Here is a 16605-nt window from a genome sequence, read left to right on the forward strand (position 1 = left end):
GCCGGGTCCGGCCGGCGCGGGACGGGCTCAGCCGGCCGTGCTCGCGTCGACGCGCCGGACCTCGGCCCGGTCGCCGGCCTCGGCGCCGGTGTAGTCCTGCTCCCCGTAGAGCCAGTCGGTGTAGTCCCAGATGCCGTGCCGGTCCGCGGACTTCCACAGCATGTTGCGCACGGTCCGCTCGACCGGGCCGGTGAGGTGCCAGGACTCGCCCCACACCCGCGCCGTCGTCTGGATCCGCGCGGTGCGCGGCTGGCGGACGGCGTTGTACTCCCGGAACACGGCGTTCCACCGGGAGGCGTCGTGGTGCTCCGGGTCCGCGAACACGGACCGCGCGGCGATGGCCTCGAGGGCGGCGGCGTCCTCGAGTGCCTGGCAGGCGCCCTGGGCGAGGTACTGCAGCATCGGGTGCGCGGCGTCGCCGGCCAGGGCGATGTTGCCGTCCACCCAGTTCTCGATCGGGACACGGTCGAACATGGGCCAGCGCTGCACGTGGCTGAGGTTGTCGAGCGCCGCCCGGACCTCCGGCACGCAGTCCCGGTAGGCCTCGCGCAGCTCGGCGTCGCCCTCGTAGACGAGCTGACCGGCGGCGAAGGACGGCGAGCGGTAGACGGCCACGGTGTTGAACAGCTCCCCCTGGCGCAGCGGGTACTGCACGAGGTGGCACTCGGGGCCCATCCACACGACCACGGCCTCCATGTCCCCGGCGTGGGTGATCTGCGAGATCGGCAGCGCGCCGCGGTAGGCCACGTACTCGGAGCCGACGGGCTGGTCGTCGGAGAGCTGCGCGCGGACCACGGACCTGATCCCGTCCGCGGCGACGATCGCGTCCGCCTCGAAGACCCGGCCGTCGTCGGCGGTCGCCCGGGCCACGGCGCGCCCGTCGACCTCCACGTTCTCGGTCTTCGCGACCCGGACGTTGTTGTGCAGGGTCACGCCGAGCTCGGCGCACTCCTCCATGAGCAGGCGGTGCAGGTCCGAGCGGTGGGCCACGATGTAGGGGGCGCCGTAGCGCTCGTAGTACTCGCCGGTGACGTCCTCCCGGAGCAGCTCCTCGCCCGTGAGGGCGTCGCGGAAGACGATGTACCGGGGGGCCACGCCGGTCTCGACGGCCCGGTCGAGCACCCCCCACTCGCGCAGCAGGCGGGTGGCGTTGGGGGACATCTGCAGGCCGGCGCCGACCTCCCCGAACTCGGGGGCCTGCTCCACGAGCTCGACCTCCGCGCCGAGCCGGCGCAGGGCGAGGGCGTTGCCGAAGCCGCCGATGCCGCCTCCGATGACGAGGACCTTGGTGTGCTGTGCCATGGTGGTGATTCCTTTCGAGCTGTGCGGGACGTTGTCAGGCAACCGGCTGGGTCCGTACGACCCGGGGCGCCTGGCGGGCCTTGGTGATGACGGGCAGGAGGGCGAACTGCAGGACCGTGGCGACGGCCGCCGCACCCGCGAAGAGCAGGAACACGGGGTGGACGCCGTCGGCGGGGTCGGCGTAGGCGCCGAGCACGAGCCCCGCCGTCTGCGGGGCGAGGACGGCGCCGATGCGCCCCACGCCCAGGGCCCAGCCGAGCGCGGTGCCGCGGAGGCTGTCCGGGTAGTACAGGGTGATGGCGCCGATGATCAGGGACTGCGTGCCGTGCGTGCCGACACCGGCGAGCACGAGCATCAGGTAGATCAGCCAGACCGGCTCGTCGCCGACGACCATGATCACGAGCAGCCCGGCCGCGGCGGCGCCCGAGGCGACGGCGCCGGTGAGCACCGGACCGAACCGGTCCCCGGCCCAGGCCGTGAGCACGGAGCCCAGCACCGCGCCGAGATTGAGGACGAGCGCGAACGTCAGGGCCCCGCCGATCTGCGCGCCCTGCAGCCGCATGAGGTTCGGCAGCTCGGTGCCCAGCCCGTACCAGGCGAAGAGGGTCGCGAGGGTGGCGGCGGCGAACAGGATGCTCATGGTCAGGTGGGGCGGGCGGAGCAGGGACCCGAAGCCGGGCCCGTGCACCTGCGCGGCGGCCGCGGCGGCCCGCTGCTCCGGGCCGGGGTCGGCGGGGATCACCTTCAGGGCCACGGGCACGAGCACGACGAGGGCCAGGACGGGGAAGACGAACATCCACCGCCAGCCCTCCCAGCCGAGCCAGTCCGCCGGGATCACGGGGATGCCGGTCAGGGCGGCGAGCGAGCCGCCGATCGGCACGCCGGACATCATGAGCGTGGCCATGGCCGAGCGCCACCGGGGCGGGATGAAGTCCGCGGCGAGGGCGTTGGCCGAGGGCACGAGACCGCCCAGGCCGAGCCCCGCCACGAGGCGCAGCAGCGCGAAGACCCACTCGTCGGGGGCCACGGCGCACGCCACGGTCGCCAGGGAGAACACCACCGTGCACCAGACGACCGTCTTCTTCCGGCCCAGCCCGTCGGAGAGCCGCCCGGCGAAGACCGCCCCGATCATCATGCCGAGGAACGCCGAGGAGCCCACCGTGCCGGCGGTCGCCTGGGATATCCCCCACTCCTCCATGAGGGAGGGCTTGACCGTGCCGAAGACGATGAGGTCGTAGCCGTCGAAGACGATGAGCAGCCAGCAGACCAGCACGGCGATCCATCGGGCGCGCCGGCCCACCGGGGCGGGCGGGGCGGCGGCGGCAAGAGCCGTTGCGGACATCGGGACTCCGTTTCACAGGTGAGGGGCGCCACCGGCGTGCGGCGCGTCACACCAGGATGTGCCCGTGACCGGCACGCCCCGAAACTTATTCTGCTGGATGGAACAAACGGTGTGCCGTGGATCTCCATCGGGGTGCGGCGGGCGCCTAGACTGGGCCCGTGCAGAACCAGGACCTGGAGCGGAAGCCGGCCTACTCCCTGCAGTCCGTGGACAACGTCCTGCGCCTGCTCCAGATGCTGCGCGACTCCGGCGGGGTGCGGCTCAAGGACGTGGCGCAGGAGCTGGGCGTCGCCCCCTCCACCGCGCACCGCCTCCTGTCGATGCTCGTCTACCGCGGCTTCGCCGTCCAGGACGACTCCCGCCGCTACCTCGCGGGGCCGGGGCTCGGCGTCTCGGTCCCCGAGTCCGGCTCGCACAGCCGGCTGCGCGCTCTCGTGCAGCCCTACCTGGAGCTGCTCAGCGAACGGACCCACGAGACCACGAACCTCATGGTCAGGGTCGGCACCACGGTCCGCTTCCTCAGCTCCGTGGAGGGGGCGGGGCTGCTCAAGGTCGGCGACCGGCGCGGCGCCGTCCTCCCGGCGGCCGCCACCTCCGCGGGCAAGCTCCTCCTGTCCTACCTCTCCGAGGAGGACCTCGCGCGGCTGTTCCGCACGGGCTCGGCCCGGACCGTGGGGGAGTACCTGGACGAGGCCGCCTTCGGCTCCTTCGTCCGGTCCCTGGCGATGATCCGCTCCGTGGGACTGGCCTTCAACCGCGAGGAGGCCGAGCGCGGCGTCTCCGCCGTGGCCTGCGCCGTGCGCGATCCCGAGGGGCGCCCCCTGGCCGCCCTGTCGGTGTCCGTGCCCGTGCAGCGGGCCGGCGTGATCGAGGACCGGGCGGTGATCCGGGCGCTGCGGGAGGTGTGCCGGGAGATCGAGGGCGAGATCGCCGCGGAGATCGAGTCCGGCCGGCCCCGGTGAAGCGGCCGTGGAGCACCGGAGGAAGTTTCCATCCAGCAGAATTCATTGCCGGTCCCGCCGGTGCCTGCCCTAGCGTGGCCAGTAACTCACATCACAGCGCAGGGTGGTCCGCCCCGCGACCCGCGAGCACCGAGGAGCTCACCATGAGTCACGACAACCAGATGACGGTCCCGGCCCCCACGCCTCAGGAGCAGGCCCAGCTCGACGCCCTCTACCAGGACTTCGAGTCGGGCCACATGGTCCCGCTGTGGACGGAGATCGGCAACCTCATGCCGGAGGCCCCGGCCTCGGCGGCCGTCCCGTTCGTGTGGGAGTGGAAGAACCTGCTGCCGCTGGCCGAGCGGGCCGGGGACCTGGTGCCCGTGGGCCGCGGCGGGGAGCGCAGGGCCATCGCGCTGGCCAACCCTGGTCTGGGCGGGCGCCCGTACGCCACCCCCACCCTGTGGTGCGCCATCCAGTACCTCGGCGGCCACGAGGTGGCGCCCGAGCACCGGCACTCCCAGAACGCCTTCCGCTTCGTGGTCGAGGGCGAGGGCGTGTGGACCGTGGTCAACGGCGACCCGGTGCGGATGTCCCGCGGGGACTTCCTGCTCACCCCGGGCTGGAACTTCCACGGCCACCACAACGAGCTCGATGCGCCCATGGCGTGGATCGACGGCCTCGACATCCCGTTCGTGCACTACACCGACACCGCGTTCTTCGAGTTCGGCATCGACCGGGTGACCGACGAGTCCACCCCGGAGTTCTCCCGCGGCGAGCGGCTGTGGTGCCACCCGGGCCTGCGGCCCCTGTCGGGTCTGGGCAACACCGTGTCCTCCCCGATCGGGGCCTACCGGTGGGAGCACACCGACCGGGCGCTCACCGAGCAGCTGGCGATCGAGGACGAGGGCTACCCCGCCACCGTGGAGCAGGGGCACGCCGCCGTGCGCTTCGTGAACCCCACCACCGGCGGGGACGTCATGCCCACCATCCGGGCCGAGTTCCACCGCTTCCGCCCCGGCACCGAGACCCGCACGACGCGGGAGGTCGGCTCCAGCGTCTACCAGGTCTTCGAGGGCCGCGGCCAGTTCGTGCTCGACGGCGAGGTCCGGGTCGTGGAGAAGGGCGACCTGGTGGTCGTCCCGTCCTGGACAGCCTGGCAGATCCAGGCAGAGACCGGGTTCGACCTGTTCAAGTTCGGCGACCAGCCGATCGTCGAGAAGCTGAACTTCAACCGCACCTTCGTGGAGGGCGAGGAGAAGTAGCACCGCACCTCCGGCGCGCGGAGCGGACCGCCCCGCGCGCCGGACCACGTCCGTGGCGCCCCGCCGGGCGCCGCCGCACACCGACCCCCACATCCCGACCCAGGAGACACGGACCGATGAAGCTTGCAACCCTGCGCACCAACGGGACCACCACGGCCGCCCGCCTCGACGGCGAGGTGTTCACCGAGATCGAGGGCTGCCCCGACCTCGGCGCCCTGCTCGCGGAGGAGAACTGGCAGCAGATCGCCGCCGACGCCTCCGGGCCGACGCACCCGGCCGCCGGCGCCGAGCTCGAGACGATCGTCGCCGACCCCGGCAAGGTCCTGTGCGTGGGGCTCAACTACAAGAGCCACATCCAGGAGATGGGCCGCGACCTGCCGTCCTACCCCACGATCTTCGCCAAGTTCACCGAGACCCTCACCGGCCCGAACGACGACATCGAGGCCGTCGCCGAGGACCCCCAGCTGGACTGGGAGGGCGAGCTCGTCGTCGTCGTCGGCAAGCGCGCGTACAAGGTGGACGAGGCCGACGCCGGTCAGTACATCGCCGGGTACGCCGCCGCCAACGACATCTCCATGCGCGAGTGGCAGTTCCGCACCAAGGAGTGGCTGCAGGGCAAGATCTGGGCGAAGTCCACCCCGGTGGGCCCCGTCATGGTCACCGCCGACGAGTTCGACCCGAAGCAGGCCGTCCTGCACACCCGGGTCAACGGCGAGACCATGCAGGAGCACTCGATCGGGGACCTACTGTTCACCCCGGAGCACCTCGTGGCCTACTTCTCCACGATGCTGCCGCTGAACCCCGGGGACATCATCCTCACCGGCACCCCCGGCGGGGTGGGCCGGGCCCGCAACCCGCAGGTCTTCCTGAAGTCCGGCGACGTGGTGGAGGTCGAGATCGACGGTCTGGGCGTGCTCACCAACAAGATCGTCGACCCCGCCTGAGCGCGGGCACGAGAGGAGTCAGCCATGGTCGCCCGTCAGGACCTCACCACCGACGAGGACCTCAAGGCCCAGCTGCTGCTGGTGCGCCGCGGCACGGCGTTCTGGTCCCGCAAGGTCAACGAGCTCACGGACGACGAGCTCGACGGACCCTCGCTGCTGCCCGGCTGGTCCCGCCGGCACGTCATCGCCCACGTCGGCTACAACGCCCGCGCCCTGACCCGGCTCGTGCAGTGGGCCAACACCGGGGTGGAGACCCCGATGTACTCCTCCCCTCAGGCCCGCAACCAGGAGATCGCCTACGGGGCGACCCTGCCGTCCCGGGCGCTGCGCCACCTGAACGACCACGCCTCGGTGTCCCTGAACGTCGAGTGGCGGGACACCCCGGAGGCGGCGTGGGGCCACGAGGTGCGGACCGCCCAGGGCAGGACCGTGCCGGCCACGGAGACCGTCTGGATGCGCAACCGCGAGGTCTGGATCCACGCGGTCGACCTCGACAACGGGGCCCGCTTCTCGGACGTCCCGGCCGAGGTCCTGACCCGGCTGCTGAAGGACGTGACCGGCAACTGGGCGGGACAGGACAAGGACCCCGGGCTGCGGATCCAGGTCTCCGACGCCCCGGAGCTCGGTGAGCTCGGGGCCGGCGCCGGCCAGGACGCGGGGATCCTGGTGCGCGGGGACCTGGCCGCGGTCGCGCAGTGGGCCTCCGGGCGCGGCGGGGCCCGCCTCGAGGCCGGCGCCGACGTGGCGAACCCGCGCTGGATCTGACCCGCGCCGGCCGGCGCAGGGCCCCGGGGAGCACCCCGGGGCTCTGCGCCGCTGCCGTCCGTGAGAGAATTCCCCGGTGATGGACACCCGTACCGAGAACCACCCCGCCCGGCTCGACCTGCCGCCCCTGCACCTGGGCGCGCTCACGATCGACGTCCCCGTGGTGCTGGCGCCGATGGCCGGAGTCACCAACAAGGCGTTCCGCCGGCTGTGCCGCGAGTACGGCGGCGGCCTGTACGTCACCGAGATGGTCACGGCCCGCGCCCTCGTGGAACGCCGGCCCGAGTCGATGCGGATCATCGACCACGACCCGGACGAGACGCCCCGCTCCATCCAGATCTACGGCGTGGACGCCGTCCACGTCGGGCAGGCCGTGCGGATGGTCGTCGAGGAGGACCGGGCCGACCACATCGACCTGAACTTCGGCTGCCCCGTCCCCAAGGTCACCAAGCGCGGCGGCGGCTCCGCCCTGCCCTGGAAGACCGACCTGTTCACCGCGATCGTGCGCACCGCCGTCCAGGAGGCCTCCCGCGGGAACGTCCCCGTGACGGTCAAGATGCGCAAGGGCATCGACGACGGCCACCTCACCTTCCTCGAAGCCGGCCGGATCGCCCGCGACAGCGGCGTCGCGGCCGTGGCCCTGCACGGGCGCACCCTCGAGCAGCACTACTCGGGGACCGCGGACTGGGACGCCATCGCGCAGCTGCGCGAGGCCCTGCCGGACGTGCCCGTGCTCGGCAACGGGGACATCTGGAGCGCCGAGGACGCCGTGCGCATGGTCGAGCAGACCGGCGTGGACGGCGTGGTCGTCGGCCGCGGCTGCCAGGGCCGGCCCTGGCTCTTCGGGGACCTGCAGGCCGCCTTCGAGGGCCGCCCCGACCGCTTCCGCCCCGGGGTGGACCAGGTCGCCCGCACGATCTACCGCCACGCCGAGCTGCTCGTGGAGATGTTCGGCGACGAGGCCAAGGGGCTGCGCGACATCCGCAAGCACGTCGCGTGGTACTTCAAGGGCTACCCGGTGGGCGGTGAGCTGCGCGCCAGGATGGCCCAGGTGCCGGATCTCGCGACCCTGCGCGAGCTGCTGGACGAGCTCGACCTGTCCCTCGGCTACCCGGGCGAGGCGGTCGAGGGCCCGCGCGGCCGCGCCGGCTCCCCGAAGAAGCCGCACCTGCCGGACGGCTGGCTGGGCTCCCGCGAGCTGGGGGACGCCGAGCGGCTGGGGCTGGTCGCGGCGGAGCTCGACGTCTCCGGCGGCTGAGCCGTCCCCACCACACGGAAAGGACCGGGCATGCCCCACACGTCCATCGAGATCGACCGCACCGGCGCGCCCGCCCCGGGCTACGAGGCCCGCGACGTCGCGCGCTGGGTGGCGGAGGACCACCACAACAAGTACCGCTCCGACTTCGAGCGGGACCGCGCCCGGATCCTGCACTCCTCGGGGCTGCGGCGGCTGGCGGCCAAGACCCAGGTCGTCTCCCCGGACACCGACGACTTCGTGCGCAACCGCCTGACCCACTCCCTCGAGGTCGCCCAGATCGGCCGGGAGCTGGGCCGGATGCTCGGCTGCGACCCCGACGTCGTCGACGCCGCCTGCCTCTCCCACGACCTCGGGCACCCGCCGTTCGGGCACAACGGGGAAGCGGCCCTGCACCGGCTGACCCAGCACATCGGCGGCTTCGAGGGCAACGCGCAGACCCTGCGCCTGCTGACCCGGCTCGAGCCCAAGGTGCTCGACGACGACGGGCGGCCCGCCGGCCTGAACCTCACCCGCGCCGTGCTGGACGCCGTGTGCAAGTACCCCTGGGAGGCCCACGAGGCGCCGCTGCGCCCGGACGGGACCAGGTCCCCGAAGTTCGGGGTCTACACGGACGACCTGCCGGTGTTCGCGTGGTTGCGCGACGGCGCCCCGGCGCGCACCAAGTGCCTCGAGGCCCAGGTCATGGATCTCTCGGACGACATCTCCTACTCCGTGCACGACGTCGAGGACGCGATCGCCTCCGGGCTCGTGCAGCTGGGCTGGCTCGCCGACACCACCCAGCGGGACCGGGTGCTCGAGCTCACCCGGCGCTGGTACCTGCCCGAGGCCGCGCCGGAGTCCCTCGACGCCGCCCTGACCCGCCTCGAGGACTCGTCCCTGTGGGTCCGGGAGATGGACGGGTCCCGCAAGGACCTCGCCCGGCTGAAGAACATGACGAGCCAGCTCATCGGCCGCTTCGCGATGTCCGCGGTCGGCGCCACCCGGGACATCTACGGCGAGGACCCGCTGACCCGCTACGACGCCCAGCTCGTGGTGCCGGAGGGGACCACGGAGGAGATCGGCGTGCTCAAGGGCATCGCCACGACCTACGTCATCACGGTGCGCGACGCCCAGCCGATCTACGACAACCAGCAGGAGGTGCTCTCGATCCTGGTGGGGGCGCTGATGGACTCCGACGGCCGTTTCCTCTCGCCCGCCTTCACCGCCGACTGGCACGACCTCGGCGACGGGCCGGGCACGGAGGCCGCCCGCCTGCGCCTCGTGGTGGACCAGATCGCGTCCCTCACCGACCTGTCCGCCGTGTCCCTGCACGACCGGATCCGCGGCACCCACTGGCGGGTGGGGGACAAGCCGCTCTGGTGAGCCGTCCCACCGGAGCGGCGGCCGATCCCGTTCAATGACTGTGCGCTGGGTCGCACGCGGCGCCGCTCCCTAGACTCGGCGCGTTTGTGCTCCTCCTCACAAAGGTCTGATCGTCATGGAAAACTCCACCGGACCCGCCCCGCAGGCCGCGTCCCCCTCCTCCCCGGGCGCCCGGCCCGTCCTCCGCTCCCGGGCGTGGGTGGCGCCGCTGTGCTGGATCGCGGTGCTGCTGGACGGCTTCGACGCCGTGGTCCTGGGCGCGGTGCTGCCGTCCATGCTCGAGAACAACGAGCTCGGGATGACCACCGCGCAGGGCACCGCCGTGGCCACCGTCGGCCTCGTGGGCATGATGATCGGCGCGCTGACCATGGGCTACCTCACCGACCGGCTCGGCCGCCGCAAGATGCTCATCGGCGCCGTGGTCATGTTCTCCCTGCTGACCTTCGCCGCGGCGTTCTCCCCGAGCGTGTTCGTCTTCGGCCTGCTGCGCTTCCTCGCCGGCCTGGGCCTCGGCGGCTGCCTGCCCACCGCCATCGCGATGGTCACCGAGTTCGCCCGCCTCGGCCGGGGCGCCAACGCCACGACCCTGGTGATGACCGGCTACCACGTGGGCGCGGTGCTCACCGCGGCGCTCGCCATCGTCGTCGTCGTCCAGTTCGGCTGGCAGGAGATGTTCGTCCTGGGCTCCCTGCCGGCGCTCGTCCTCGTGCCTCTCATGCTCGTGTTCCTCCCCGAGTCCCCCTCGTTCCTCGCGTCCAAGGGGCGGATGGCCGAGGCCCGCGCCGTGGCCGAGCACTACGGCGTGCACCTCGAGCACCACACCGCCGAGGAGCAGGCCGAGAAGGCCGGCGCCACCATGCTGCTCTCCACCGGCTGGCGCCGGAACTCGATCGCCATCTGGGTCGCCTCCTTCATGGGCCTGCTGCTCGTCTACGGGCTCAACACCTGGCTGCCGCAGATCATGCGGGCGGCCGACTACGACCTCGGCAACTCCCTCGGCTTCCTGCTGATCCTCAACGTGGGCGCCATCGCGGGGCTGGCGGTCGCCGGCCGGGTGGCCGACCGGATCACCCCGCGCGCAGCGGGCATCATCTGGTTCCTCGGCTCGGCCGCGCTGCTCGCGGCCCTGGCGATCAAGCTGCCGCTGCTCGGGATCTACGCCATGGTCTTCGTCACCGGCTGCTTCGTGTTCTCCTCCCAGGTGCTCGTCTACGCGTTCACCGCCGCCAATCACCCGCCGCGCGTGCGCGCCACGGCGCTGGGCATGTCCGCCGGGGTCGGCCGGCTCGGGGCGATCTCGGGCCCGATCATCGGGGGCACCCTGCTGACGGCGGGCCTGGCCTACCCGTGGGGCTTCTTCGCCTTCGCCGCGGTGGGCGCCCTGGGCGGCCTCGCCCTGACCGGTACCCGGACTCGGCAGGACCTGCGGGAACGCTCCCGCTGAGCCGCCGACGGATCCCGCTCCACGGGTCGCCCCGGGCCGCACGGTGATCCACCGCGCGGCCCGGGGCGGCCCTCCGCCGTCCGGCCGCGCGCCTAGACTGGCGGTGTGGCAGGACTGATCAGACGCGAGGACATCGACGAGGTGCGGGCGCGCACCGACATCAAGGAGATCGTCGACGGCTACGTCACCCTCAAGAGCGCCGGCATCGGCTCCTGGAAGGGGCTCTGCCCGTTCCACGACGAGCGCACCCCGTCCTTCCACGTGCGCCCGCAGATGGGCACCTACCACTGCTTCGGCTGCGACGAGTCCGGGGACGTCATCTCGTTCCTCATGACGATGGACCACACCACCTTCTCCGAGACCGTGGAGAAGCTCGCGGCCCGGGTGGGCTACGAGCTGCACTACGAGCAGGGCTCCGGGCCGAACAAGGAGGAGGTCGGCCGCCGCCAGCGCCTGCTGGACGCGCACAAGGTCGCCGCGGAGTTCTTCCAGCGCAACCTCTACACCCGCCAGGCCGCCCCCGCCCAGCAGTTCCTGGGCGAGCGGGGCTTCGACGGCGAGGCCGCCCGGCGCTACGGCGTGGGCTACGCGCCCCGCGGCTGGGACCACCTCCTCAAGCACCTGCGGGAGCGCGGCTTCACGGACCAGGAGCTCAAGCTCACCGGGATGTTCTCCGAGGGCAACCGCGGGCTCTACGACCGGTTCCGCGGCCGGCTCGTCTGGCCCATCCGCGCGGTCGCCGGCGAGGTCATCGGCTTCGGCGCCCGGAAGCTCCACGACGACGACCCGGGCCCGAAGTACCTCAACACCCCCGAGACCGCCCTGTACAAGAAGTCCCAGGTGCTCTACGGCATCGACCTCGCGAAGCGGGAGATCGCCAGGCAGCGGCGCCTCGTCGTCGTCGAGGGGTACACCGACGTCATGGCCTGCCACCTCGCGGGCGTGACCACTGCGGTGGCCACGTGCGGCACCGCCTTCGGGGCCGAGCACATCAAGATCGTCCGGCGGTTCCTCTCCGACGACGGCGGCGGGGGAGAGGTGGTCTTCACCTTCGACGGCGACGCCGCCGGGCAGAAGGCCGCCCTGCGCGCGTTCGAGGAGGACCAGAAGTTCGTGGCGCAGACCTACGTGGCGGTCGAGCCCCACGGCATGGACCCGTGCGACCTCCGGCTCGCCCGCGGGGACGCCGCCGTGGCCGAGCTCGTGGAGAACCGCCGCCCCCTGTTCGAGTTCGCGATCCGGGCGACGCTGAAGAACTTCGACCTGGACACCATCGAGGGCCGCATCCGGGCGATGCGCGCCTGCGCGCCCATCGTGGCGCGGATCCGCGACCGCTCCCTGCGCCCCGCCTACGCGCGGCAGCTCGCGGGCTGGCTCGGGCTCGAGCCGGCGGAGGTCCAGCGGGCCGTCGACGCCGCCGGCCGCGCCCAGCGGGAGGAAGCCCCCGCGCCGCACCGGCCGGCGGAGCCGGAGGCGTCCGGGCCGGCCCCGGTCGAGCTGCCCGACCCGCGCGAGCCCGTGGCCCGGATGGAGCGCGAGGCCCTCGAGACCGTCATCCAGTGCCCGGACCTGATGCTCGCGCGGCACTGGGAGGAGTTCGGGCTCAGCGCCTTCCGCTACCCCGTGCACGGGGCCGTGCACGACGCCGTGCTCGCCGCGCGCGCCGAGCTCCTCGGCGACGGGTCCGCCGTGCCGAGCGGGCAGGCCTGGGTGGACGGGGTGCGCGGACACCTCCCGGAGCCGCTGCACGGCTACCTCGCCGAGCTCGCCGTGACCCCGCTGCCGGCCACCACGCAGCAGCAGCTGGAGCGCTACACCGCGGACATCCTCAACCGCCTCTTCGAGCTGCAGATCAACCGGCGGAAGTCGGACCGGCTGGCGGAGCTCCAGCGCACGGATCCCACCGGGCAGCGCGAGCGCTACCAGGAGCTCCAGCGGGAGCTGCTGGAGCTGGAGATGCAGCGGCGCGGCCTCCGTCAGGACTGACGCCACCGGGCGGAACCGGATTTGTCGAAGCCCGGCGGGAACGGTAAAGTGATGGCTCGTTGCACGTCCGCGTGCACGGTCCCCCGTAGCTCAATTGGCAGAGCATTCGACTGTTAATCGAAGGGTTACTGGTTCGAGTCCAGTCGGGGGAGCAGCACAGGAGGCCCCCACCGGTGGAAACGCCGGTGGGGGCCTCCGTCGTCCCCGACGACGGCTGCATCCTGGGGACACCGGGACCTGGTCTCAGGACCCGGTCCGTCGTTGCTCACTCGTGTGTGAGTGGTTCACAGTGCCTGCACGACGACGAGGACGCAGTCGTGGATGGTCGATGACCGCCTGTGGGAACTGATCGCCCCGGTGCTTCAGGAGCAGGGCGAAGGAATCGGTCCTCCAGGGCGGTGGCCGCCTCCTTGGGGGCGAGTGAGGATCATCAGGGAGTCCTCTGGTGTCGGGCGGCCGCGCGCGGGTCAGGAGACCATGTGTGCTGACAGCCCGTCTCAGCCGCGCCCCTCGCGCCTTTCGCGCTCGGCCCGGCGCCGAGCCATCAGGGCGTGCTTCATGTGGCGTATCGCCTCTGCTTGCGCATCGTCGGTGAACGCTTCGGCGAGCTCGGTACTGGCCCCGACCAGGGTGATGATGTTGAACAGGTCGGCAGTGCGCTCCGCCAGCAGGCCCAGGGCCTCCAGGGAGAAGCTGCTCAGATCTGCGCAGTCCAGCAACGCCTCCTGCGGCGGCAGGTCCCGGCCGGTGAACGGCGCCAGCAGCGCGGTGACCTGCTCGGGCTCCAGCAGCCTACCCGGCATGGTGATCGTGACCGGGAGGAGGGAGTCGGGGCCCGGCTTCAGATGGGTGAGAGCCATCTTGATCATCTCGCCGAGCACCTCGATGAGCTGGTCGGCCGTCAGGGAGCTGGACAGCGGGTCGCCGACGATCTTGCCGCGGGAGGACTCCAGCTTCGGGAACCCGGAGGGCCGGTGGTCATGGACGCTCGGGGTCTGGGTGCCGGTGGGCCACACACGGAAGCGGGCGAGGTCGCCCCGGTAGGTGAAGACGAAGGGGCGACCGGACAGCACGCCGGTGGCCGTGAGCGGGATGTCACTGAAGCGGTGCAGCGCCCCGTCCTCGTCACGGCGGAACTGCAGTCCCGGATGGCGGGATTCCAGGGCGGCGGCGACCTCTGCGTCCGCGTCGTGCTCGACAGGGGGCTCGTGCTCCACGGGGGTCTCCTCGGGGTCTGACCCGGATACGGTAGCCCCGGGTCATGATCCATTTGTACGGACTGGCCCTGTGGTGATGCTGAGACAGCCCTATGGTTTCTCCAGCGCATTCGCCGCCGGTATCACTCCCGGCCGGTCGGTGACCGCCTAGGAGTGCTACCCACTGCCTCCAGTGCGCGTACTCGGCGGCGAGCTCGCGGGCTGCGGCCCGGACCTGCTCGTCCGTGGCGTTCAGGGGCACCTCGACGGTGTCGCACCCACGACGCGGCCAACCTCATGGCCGTGACGCCCCGGCGCGTCGCGCGTCAGCCGGTGACGCTGATCCGGACCCCCTCCGCGGGGGCCGGCACGTCGAAGACGGCCGTGTAGTTGAGGACAGCGGTCCAGACCGCTACCCGCACGTCGCTCTCCGACATGTCGGGCGGGTGGTGGGACACGGTCACGGCCCACTCCTGGCCGTCGAACAGCATCTCGACGGAGGTGACGGTGACGCCGCGGGCGGCGAGCGCGCCGACGACGCCGGCCCGGACGAGGGACTCGGCGGGATGGGCCCGGGGGATGGCGGTCATGGTGGTCGTCCTTCCGGCGGGAGCTCGGATCAAGCTCCCTTCCATTGACTCGCATCCGATCGCGAAAGTAATGCCCGCTCTTTGCCCGACAGGGCGGAAGCGGCGGGAAACGGGCTGTCGGTCCCGCTCCGAGCCGCACGCATGTCTTATGGAATCCTTATGTTCTTCCTAGCCAGGACGGAAGTCCGTGGCGCACCCTGGGTCCAGGGCGGTCCCGGGCGAGTCGAGATCCTGGACGCACCGGACGGGATCCTCCGTGCGGCTTCCGGACGGGGCCCGACATTTCGGGAGGAATCATGCGTCGGTCGGCCAGGACAGCCGTGCCCGCCGCGAACCGGGGCCGGAGCGCCGCGGGGAAGCCGTCGAGACGTCTGACCGGCGTCGACGCGGCCCGCGGTCTGGCGCTCATCGGTCTCATGTCCGTCCACGTCCTGCCGTCCTCCGACGACGAGACCGGCGAGCCGACCTGGTCGCAGATCCTCTTCTCCGGGGACTCGGCGGCGCTGTTCGCGCTGCTGGCGGGCGTGGGACTCGCCCTGTCCACCGGTGGACCCCGCCCGCACGGTGGCCGGGAGCTGGGCGCGGACCGTGTGGCGCTCGTGGTGCGGGCGGTGCTGATCGCGGTGCTGGGACTGGCCATCGGATCCCTGCTGGCCGACGACCTGCCGGCGGACAACATCCTCATCTACTACGGCGTGTTCTTCCTCCTGGCCGTGCCCTTCCTGCGCGCGGGCCCGAAGCCGCTGTTCGGCTCGGCGGCGGTCTTCCTGCTCGTGGCTCCGGTGCTCATGCAGTCGCTGCGCGACGTACTGCCCGAGCCCGTCGCCGACAACCCCGCGTTCGGGGAGCTGCTGACGGAGCCGGGGGCGACGGCGGCCCAGCTGCTGCTGACCGGCACCTATCCGGCGCTCGCCTACCTGACCTACCTGCTGACCGGCATGGGGCTCGGCCGGCTCGATCTGCGGAGGAGGGCGACCCAGCTGCGCCTCCTGGCGGTCGGCCTGGGTCTGTCGGTCTGCGCGCAGGCGGCCTCGTACGTCCTGCTCCACGGCCTCGGCGGCTACGAACGGCTGCTGGCCTCCTCGTCGGGGGACGCGAGGCAACTGGACGAGATCCTGATCTGGGGCGAGGACTGGCTGCCCACCGACACCTGGTGGTCGCTCGCCGTCGACGCGCCGCACACCAACACCCCCCTGGCCATCGCGGTCAGCCTCGGCACGGGCATGGCCGTCCTGGGCGCCTTCCTGCTGATCTCCCGCGTGGTCGGCGCCTGGCTGCTGCCGCTGTCGGCGATGGGCTCGATGACCCTGACCCTGTACACCGCGCACCTGGTCGTCCTGTCGTTCGAGGTCCACGAGGACCGGCCCCACCTGTGGCTCGCCGTCCAGCTCGTGTCGGCGGTCCTGTTCGCCGTGACGTGGCAGCGGACCATGGGGCAGGGGCCGCTGGAGCGGGCGCTCGGCGCCGTGACGAAGAGTGCGCGGCGACGGTTCCTGGGATCCTCCGGGGCGGGGCGCCACTAGGCCCGGGCGGGGGTCCTGGATGCTACCGACGGGTCGCGCTCGTGACAGAGCCGGTTTGTGAACGTAATGATTTGTCTTTGTCAAGATTTGCTATTGAACCCCTAGTCAGGCCGGACTTAGGCTCACCTCATCTTTTCCGACGAGGGGGACAAAGTGAAAAATCTGCGCAGCAGGCTGGCCGCCGCCACACTGGCGGGATTGCTCGTGACGGGTGGGTCCATGACGCCGGCGCTCGCCGGGGGGTGGGGCGACAGGGACACCACGGACGGCAAGGTCGTCGTGCACATCGAGACCTACAAGAAGAACGGGGCCAAGAAGAGCGTCGAGACCAAGGACCTGTCCTATGACAAGGCCGCCAAGCGGGCCGCCAACAAGTGCGGTCTGAAGAGCGAGCGGGCGCTCAAGGACCTGCGGCGCCAGGCATGGTCCGTCGACAAGCACGACGCGAAGTGGAAGGTCCTCGTCTGCTCCGACGAGAAGGGCAAGAAGGGCAAGAAGGAGTACGTCAAGGTGCACTTCGTCGACAACAAGGAGAAGAAGGACGACAAGAAGCGGCACTAGTCACTCGCACACGGAAGGTGCCCGTCCGGCGACCGGACGGGCACCTTCCGTGTGCGCCGCTCCGGCGGACGACCGGCCCGTGCGCGCCCGCCGGCGGCGTCCCCGATGGTAGCTTGGTGCTCAGTC

General features: G+C 71.8%; 14 protein-coding genes and 1 tRNA gene. 11 read left to right on the top strand and 4 right to left on the bottom strand.

Annotation, left to right across the window (positions count from 1 at the left end; genetic code table 11):
* Positions 1 to 27: 27 nt before the first annotated feature.
* Positions 28 to 1302 (bottom strand): FAD-dependent monooxygenase, encoded by a 1275-nt coding sequence (locus RF640_RS05555; RefSeq protein ID WP_035926382.1) that lies wholly within the window; start codon positions 1300 to 1302, stop codon positions 28 to 30.
* Between the two features lie 34 nt (positions 1303 to 1336).
* Entirely contained in the window at positions 1337 to 2644 is a 1308-nt protein-coding gene (locus RF640_RS05560) for an MFS transporter (protein ID WP_368827037.1), read from the bottom strand.
* A 158-nt stretch (positions 2645 to 2802) separates the two neighbouring features.
* On the opposite strand from RF640_RS05560, the gene RF640_RS05565 reads away from it, so the two are divergent.
* The 9 genes from RF640_RS05565 to RF640_RS05605 all read left to right on the top strand — a co-directional run bounded on the left by RF640_RS05565 (position 2803) and on the right by RF640_RS05605 (position 12761).
* Positions 2803 to 3606 (top strand): IclR family transcriptional regulator, encoded by an 804-nt coding sequence (locus tag RF640_RS05565; RefSeq protein WP_031283171.1) that lies wholly within the window; start codon positions 2803 to 2805, stop codon positions 3604 to 3606.
* Between the two features lie 143 nt (positions 3607 to 3749).
* Positions 3750 to 4850 carry a cupin domain-containing protein gene (locus RF640_RS05570; RefSeq protein WP_035926377.1) on the top strand — a complete coding sequence of 367 codons (1101 nt, stop codon included), beginning with the start codon at positions 3750 to 3752 and terminating at the stop codon, positions 4848 to 4850.
* A gap of 116 nt (positions 4851 to 4966) precedes the next feature.
* Entirely contained in the window at positions 4967 to 5794 is an 828-nt protein-coding gene (locus RF640_RS05575) for a fumarylacetoacetate hydrolase family protein (RefSeq protein ID WP_095651359.1), read from the top strand.
* Between the two features lie 24 nt (positions 5795 to 5818).
* Positions 5819 to 6559 (top strand): maleylpyruvate isomerase family mycothiol-dependent enzyme, encoded by a 741-nt coding sequence (locus RF640_RS05580; protein ID WP_368827040.1) that lies wholly within the window; start codon positions 5819 to 5821, stop codon positions 6557 to 6559.
* A gap of 79 nt (positions 6560 to 6638) precedes the next feature.
* Positions 6639 to 7817, top strand: a complete 1179-nt coding sequence (gene dusB, locus RF640_RS05585) for a tRNA dihydrouridine synthase DusB (RefSeq protein ID WP_017834110.1) — start codon at positions 6639 to 6641, stop codon at positions 7815 to 7817.
* Between the two features lie 30 nt (positions 7818 to 7847).
* Positions 7848 to 9179 (top strand): deoxyguanosinetriphosphate triphosphohydrolase, encoded by a 1332-nt coding sequence (locus RF640_RS05590; RefSeq protein ID WP_017834111.1) that lies wholly within the window; start codon positions 7848 to 7850, stop codon positions 9177 to 9179.
* 115 nt (positions 9180 to 9294) lie between these two features.
* The gene (locus RF640_RS05595) at positions 9295 to 10623 is read left to right on the top strand and encodes an MFS transporter (protein ID WP_368827043.1); all 1329 of its coding nucleotides are present in this window, start codon (positions 9295 to 9297) and stop codon (positions 10621 to 10623) included.
* Between the two features lie 105 nt (positions 10624 to 10728).
* Positions 10729 to 12609: a DNA primase gene (dnaG, locus tag RF640_RS05600; protein WP_368827045.1), complete on the top strand. Its 1881-nt coding sequence runs from the start codon at positions 10729 to 10731 to the stop codon at positions 12607 to 12609.
* A 79-nt stretch (positions 12610 to 12688) separates the two neighbouring features.
* Positions 12689 to 12761 (top strand) — tRNA-Asn (locus RF640_RS05605).
* Between the two features lie 345 nt (positions 12762 to 13106).
* On the opposite strand, the gene RF640_RS05610 is transcribed toward RF640_RS05605, so the two are convergent.
* Positions 13107 to 13826 (bottom strand): hypothetical protein, encoded by a 720-nt coding sequence (locus tag RF640_RS05610; protein WP_095651362.1) that lies wholly within the window; start codon positions 13824 to 13826, stop codon positions 13107 to 13109.
* A 305-nt stretch (positions 13827 to 14131) separates the two neighbouring features.
* A complete protein-coding gene (locus RF640_RS05615; RefSeq protein ID WP_115162527.1) occupies positions 14132 to 14395 on the bottom strand; it encodes a hypothetical protein in 264 nt (87 codons plus the stop codon).
* A 320-nt stretch (positions 14396 to 14715) separates the two neighbouring features.
* On the opposite strand from RF640_RS05615, the gene RF640_RS05620 reads away from it, so the two are divergent.
* Complete coding sequence (locus RF640_RS05620; RefSeq protein ID WP_368827048.1) at positions 14716 to 15918, top strand: heparan-alpha-glucosaminide N-acetyltransferase domain-containing protein; 1203 nt, start codon at positions 14716 to 14718, stop codon at positions 15916 to 15918.
* Positions 15919 to 16071: 153 nt separating this feature from the next.
* The gene (locus RF640_RS05625; RefSeq protein WP_141246824.1) at positions 16072 to 16479 is read left to right on the top strand and encodes a hypothetical protein; all 408 of its coding nucleotides are present in this window, start codon (positions 16072 to 16074) and stop codon (positions 16477 to 16479) included.
* Positions 16480 to 16605: the final 126 nt, after the last annotated feature.

The sequence above is a fragment of the Kocuria sp. CPCC 205231 genome (assembly GCF_040980965.1).
Lineage (GTDB): Bacteria > Actinomycetota > Actinomycetes > Actinomycetales > Micrococcaceae > Kocuria > Kocuria rosea.

What these genes read in the sequence shown, in the direction of transcription:
- RF640_RS05555 (WP_035926382.1), bottom strand. Translation starts at nt 1,302, where the DNA reads ATGGCACAGCACACCAAGGTCCTCGTCATCGGAGGCGGCATCGGCGGC.
- RF640_RS05560 (WP_368827037.1), bottom strand. Translation starts at nt 2,644, where the DNA reads ATGTCCGCAACGGCTCTTGCCGCCGCCGCCCCGCCCGCCCCGGTGGGC.
- RF640_RS05570 (WP_035926377.1), top strand. Translation starts at nt 3,750, where the DNA reads ATGAGTCACGACAACCAGATGACGGTCCCGGCCCCCACGCCTCAGGAG.
- RF640_RS05575 (WP_095651359.1), top strand. Translation starts at nt 4,967, where the DNA reads ATGAAGCTTGCAACCCTGCGCACCAACGGGACCACCACGGCCGCCCGC.
- RF640_RS05580 (WP_368827040.1), top strand. Translation starts at nt 5,819, where the DNA reads ATGGTCGCCCGTCAGGACCTCACCACCGACGAGGACCTCAAGGCCCAG.
- dusB (WP_017834110.1), top strand. Translation starts at nt 6,639, where the DNA reads ATGGACACCCGTACCGAGAACCACCCCGCCCGGCTCGACCTGCCGCCC.
- RF640_RS05590 (WP_017834111.1), top strand. Translation starts at nt 7,848, where the DNA reads ATGCCCCACACGTCCATCGAGATCGACCGCACCGGCGCGCCCGCCCCG.
- RF640_RS05595 (WP_368827043.1), top strand. Translation starts at nt 9,295, where the DNA reads ATGGAAAACTCCACCGGACCCGCCCCGCAGGCCGCGTCCCCCTCCTCC.
- RF640_RS05615 (WP_115162527.1), bottom strand. Translation starts at nt 14,395, where the DNA reads ATGACCGCCATCCCCCGGGCCCATCCCGCCGAGTCCCTCGTCCGGGCC.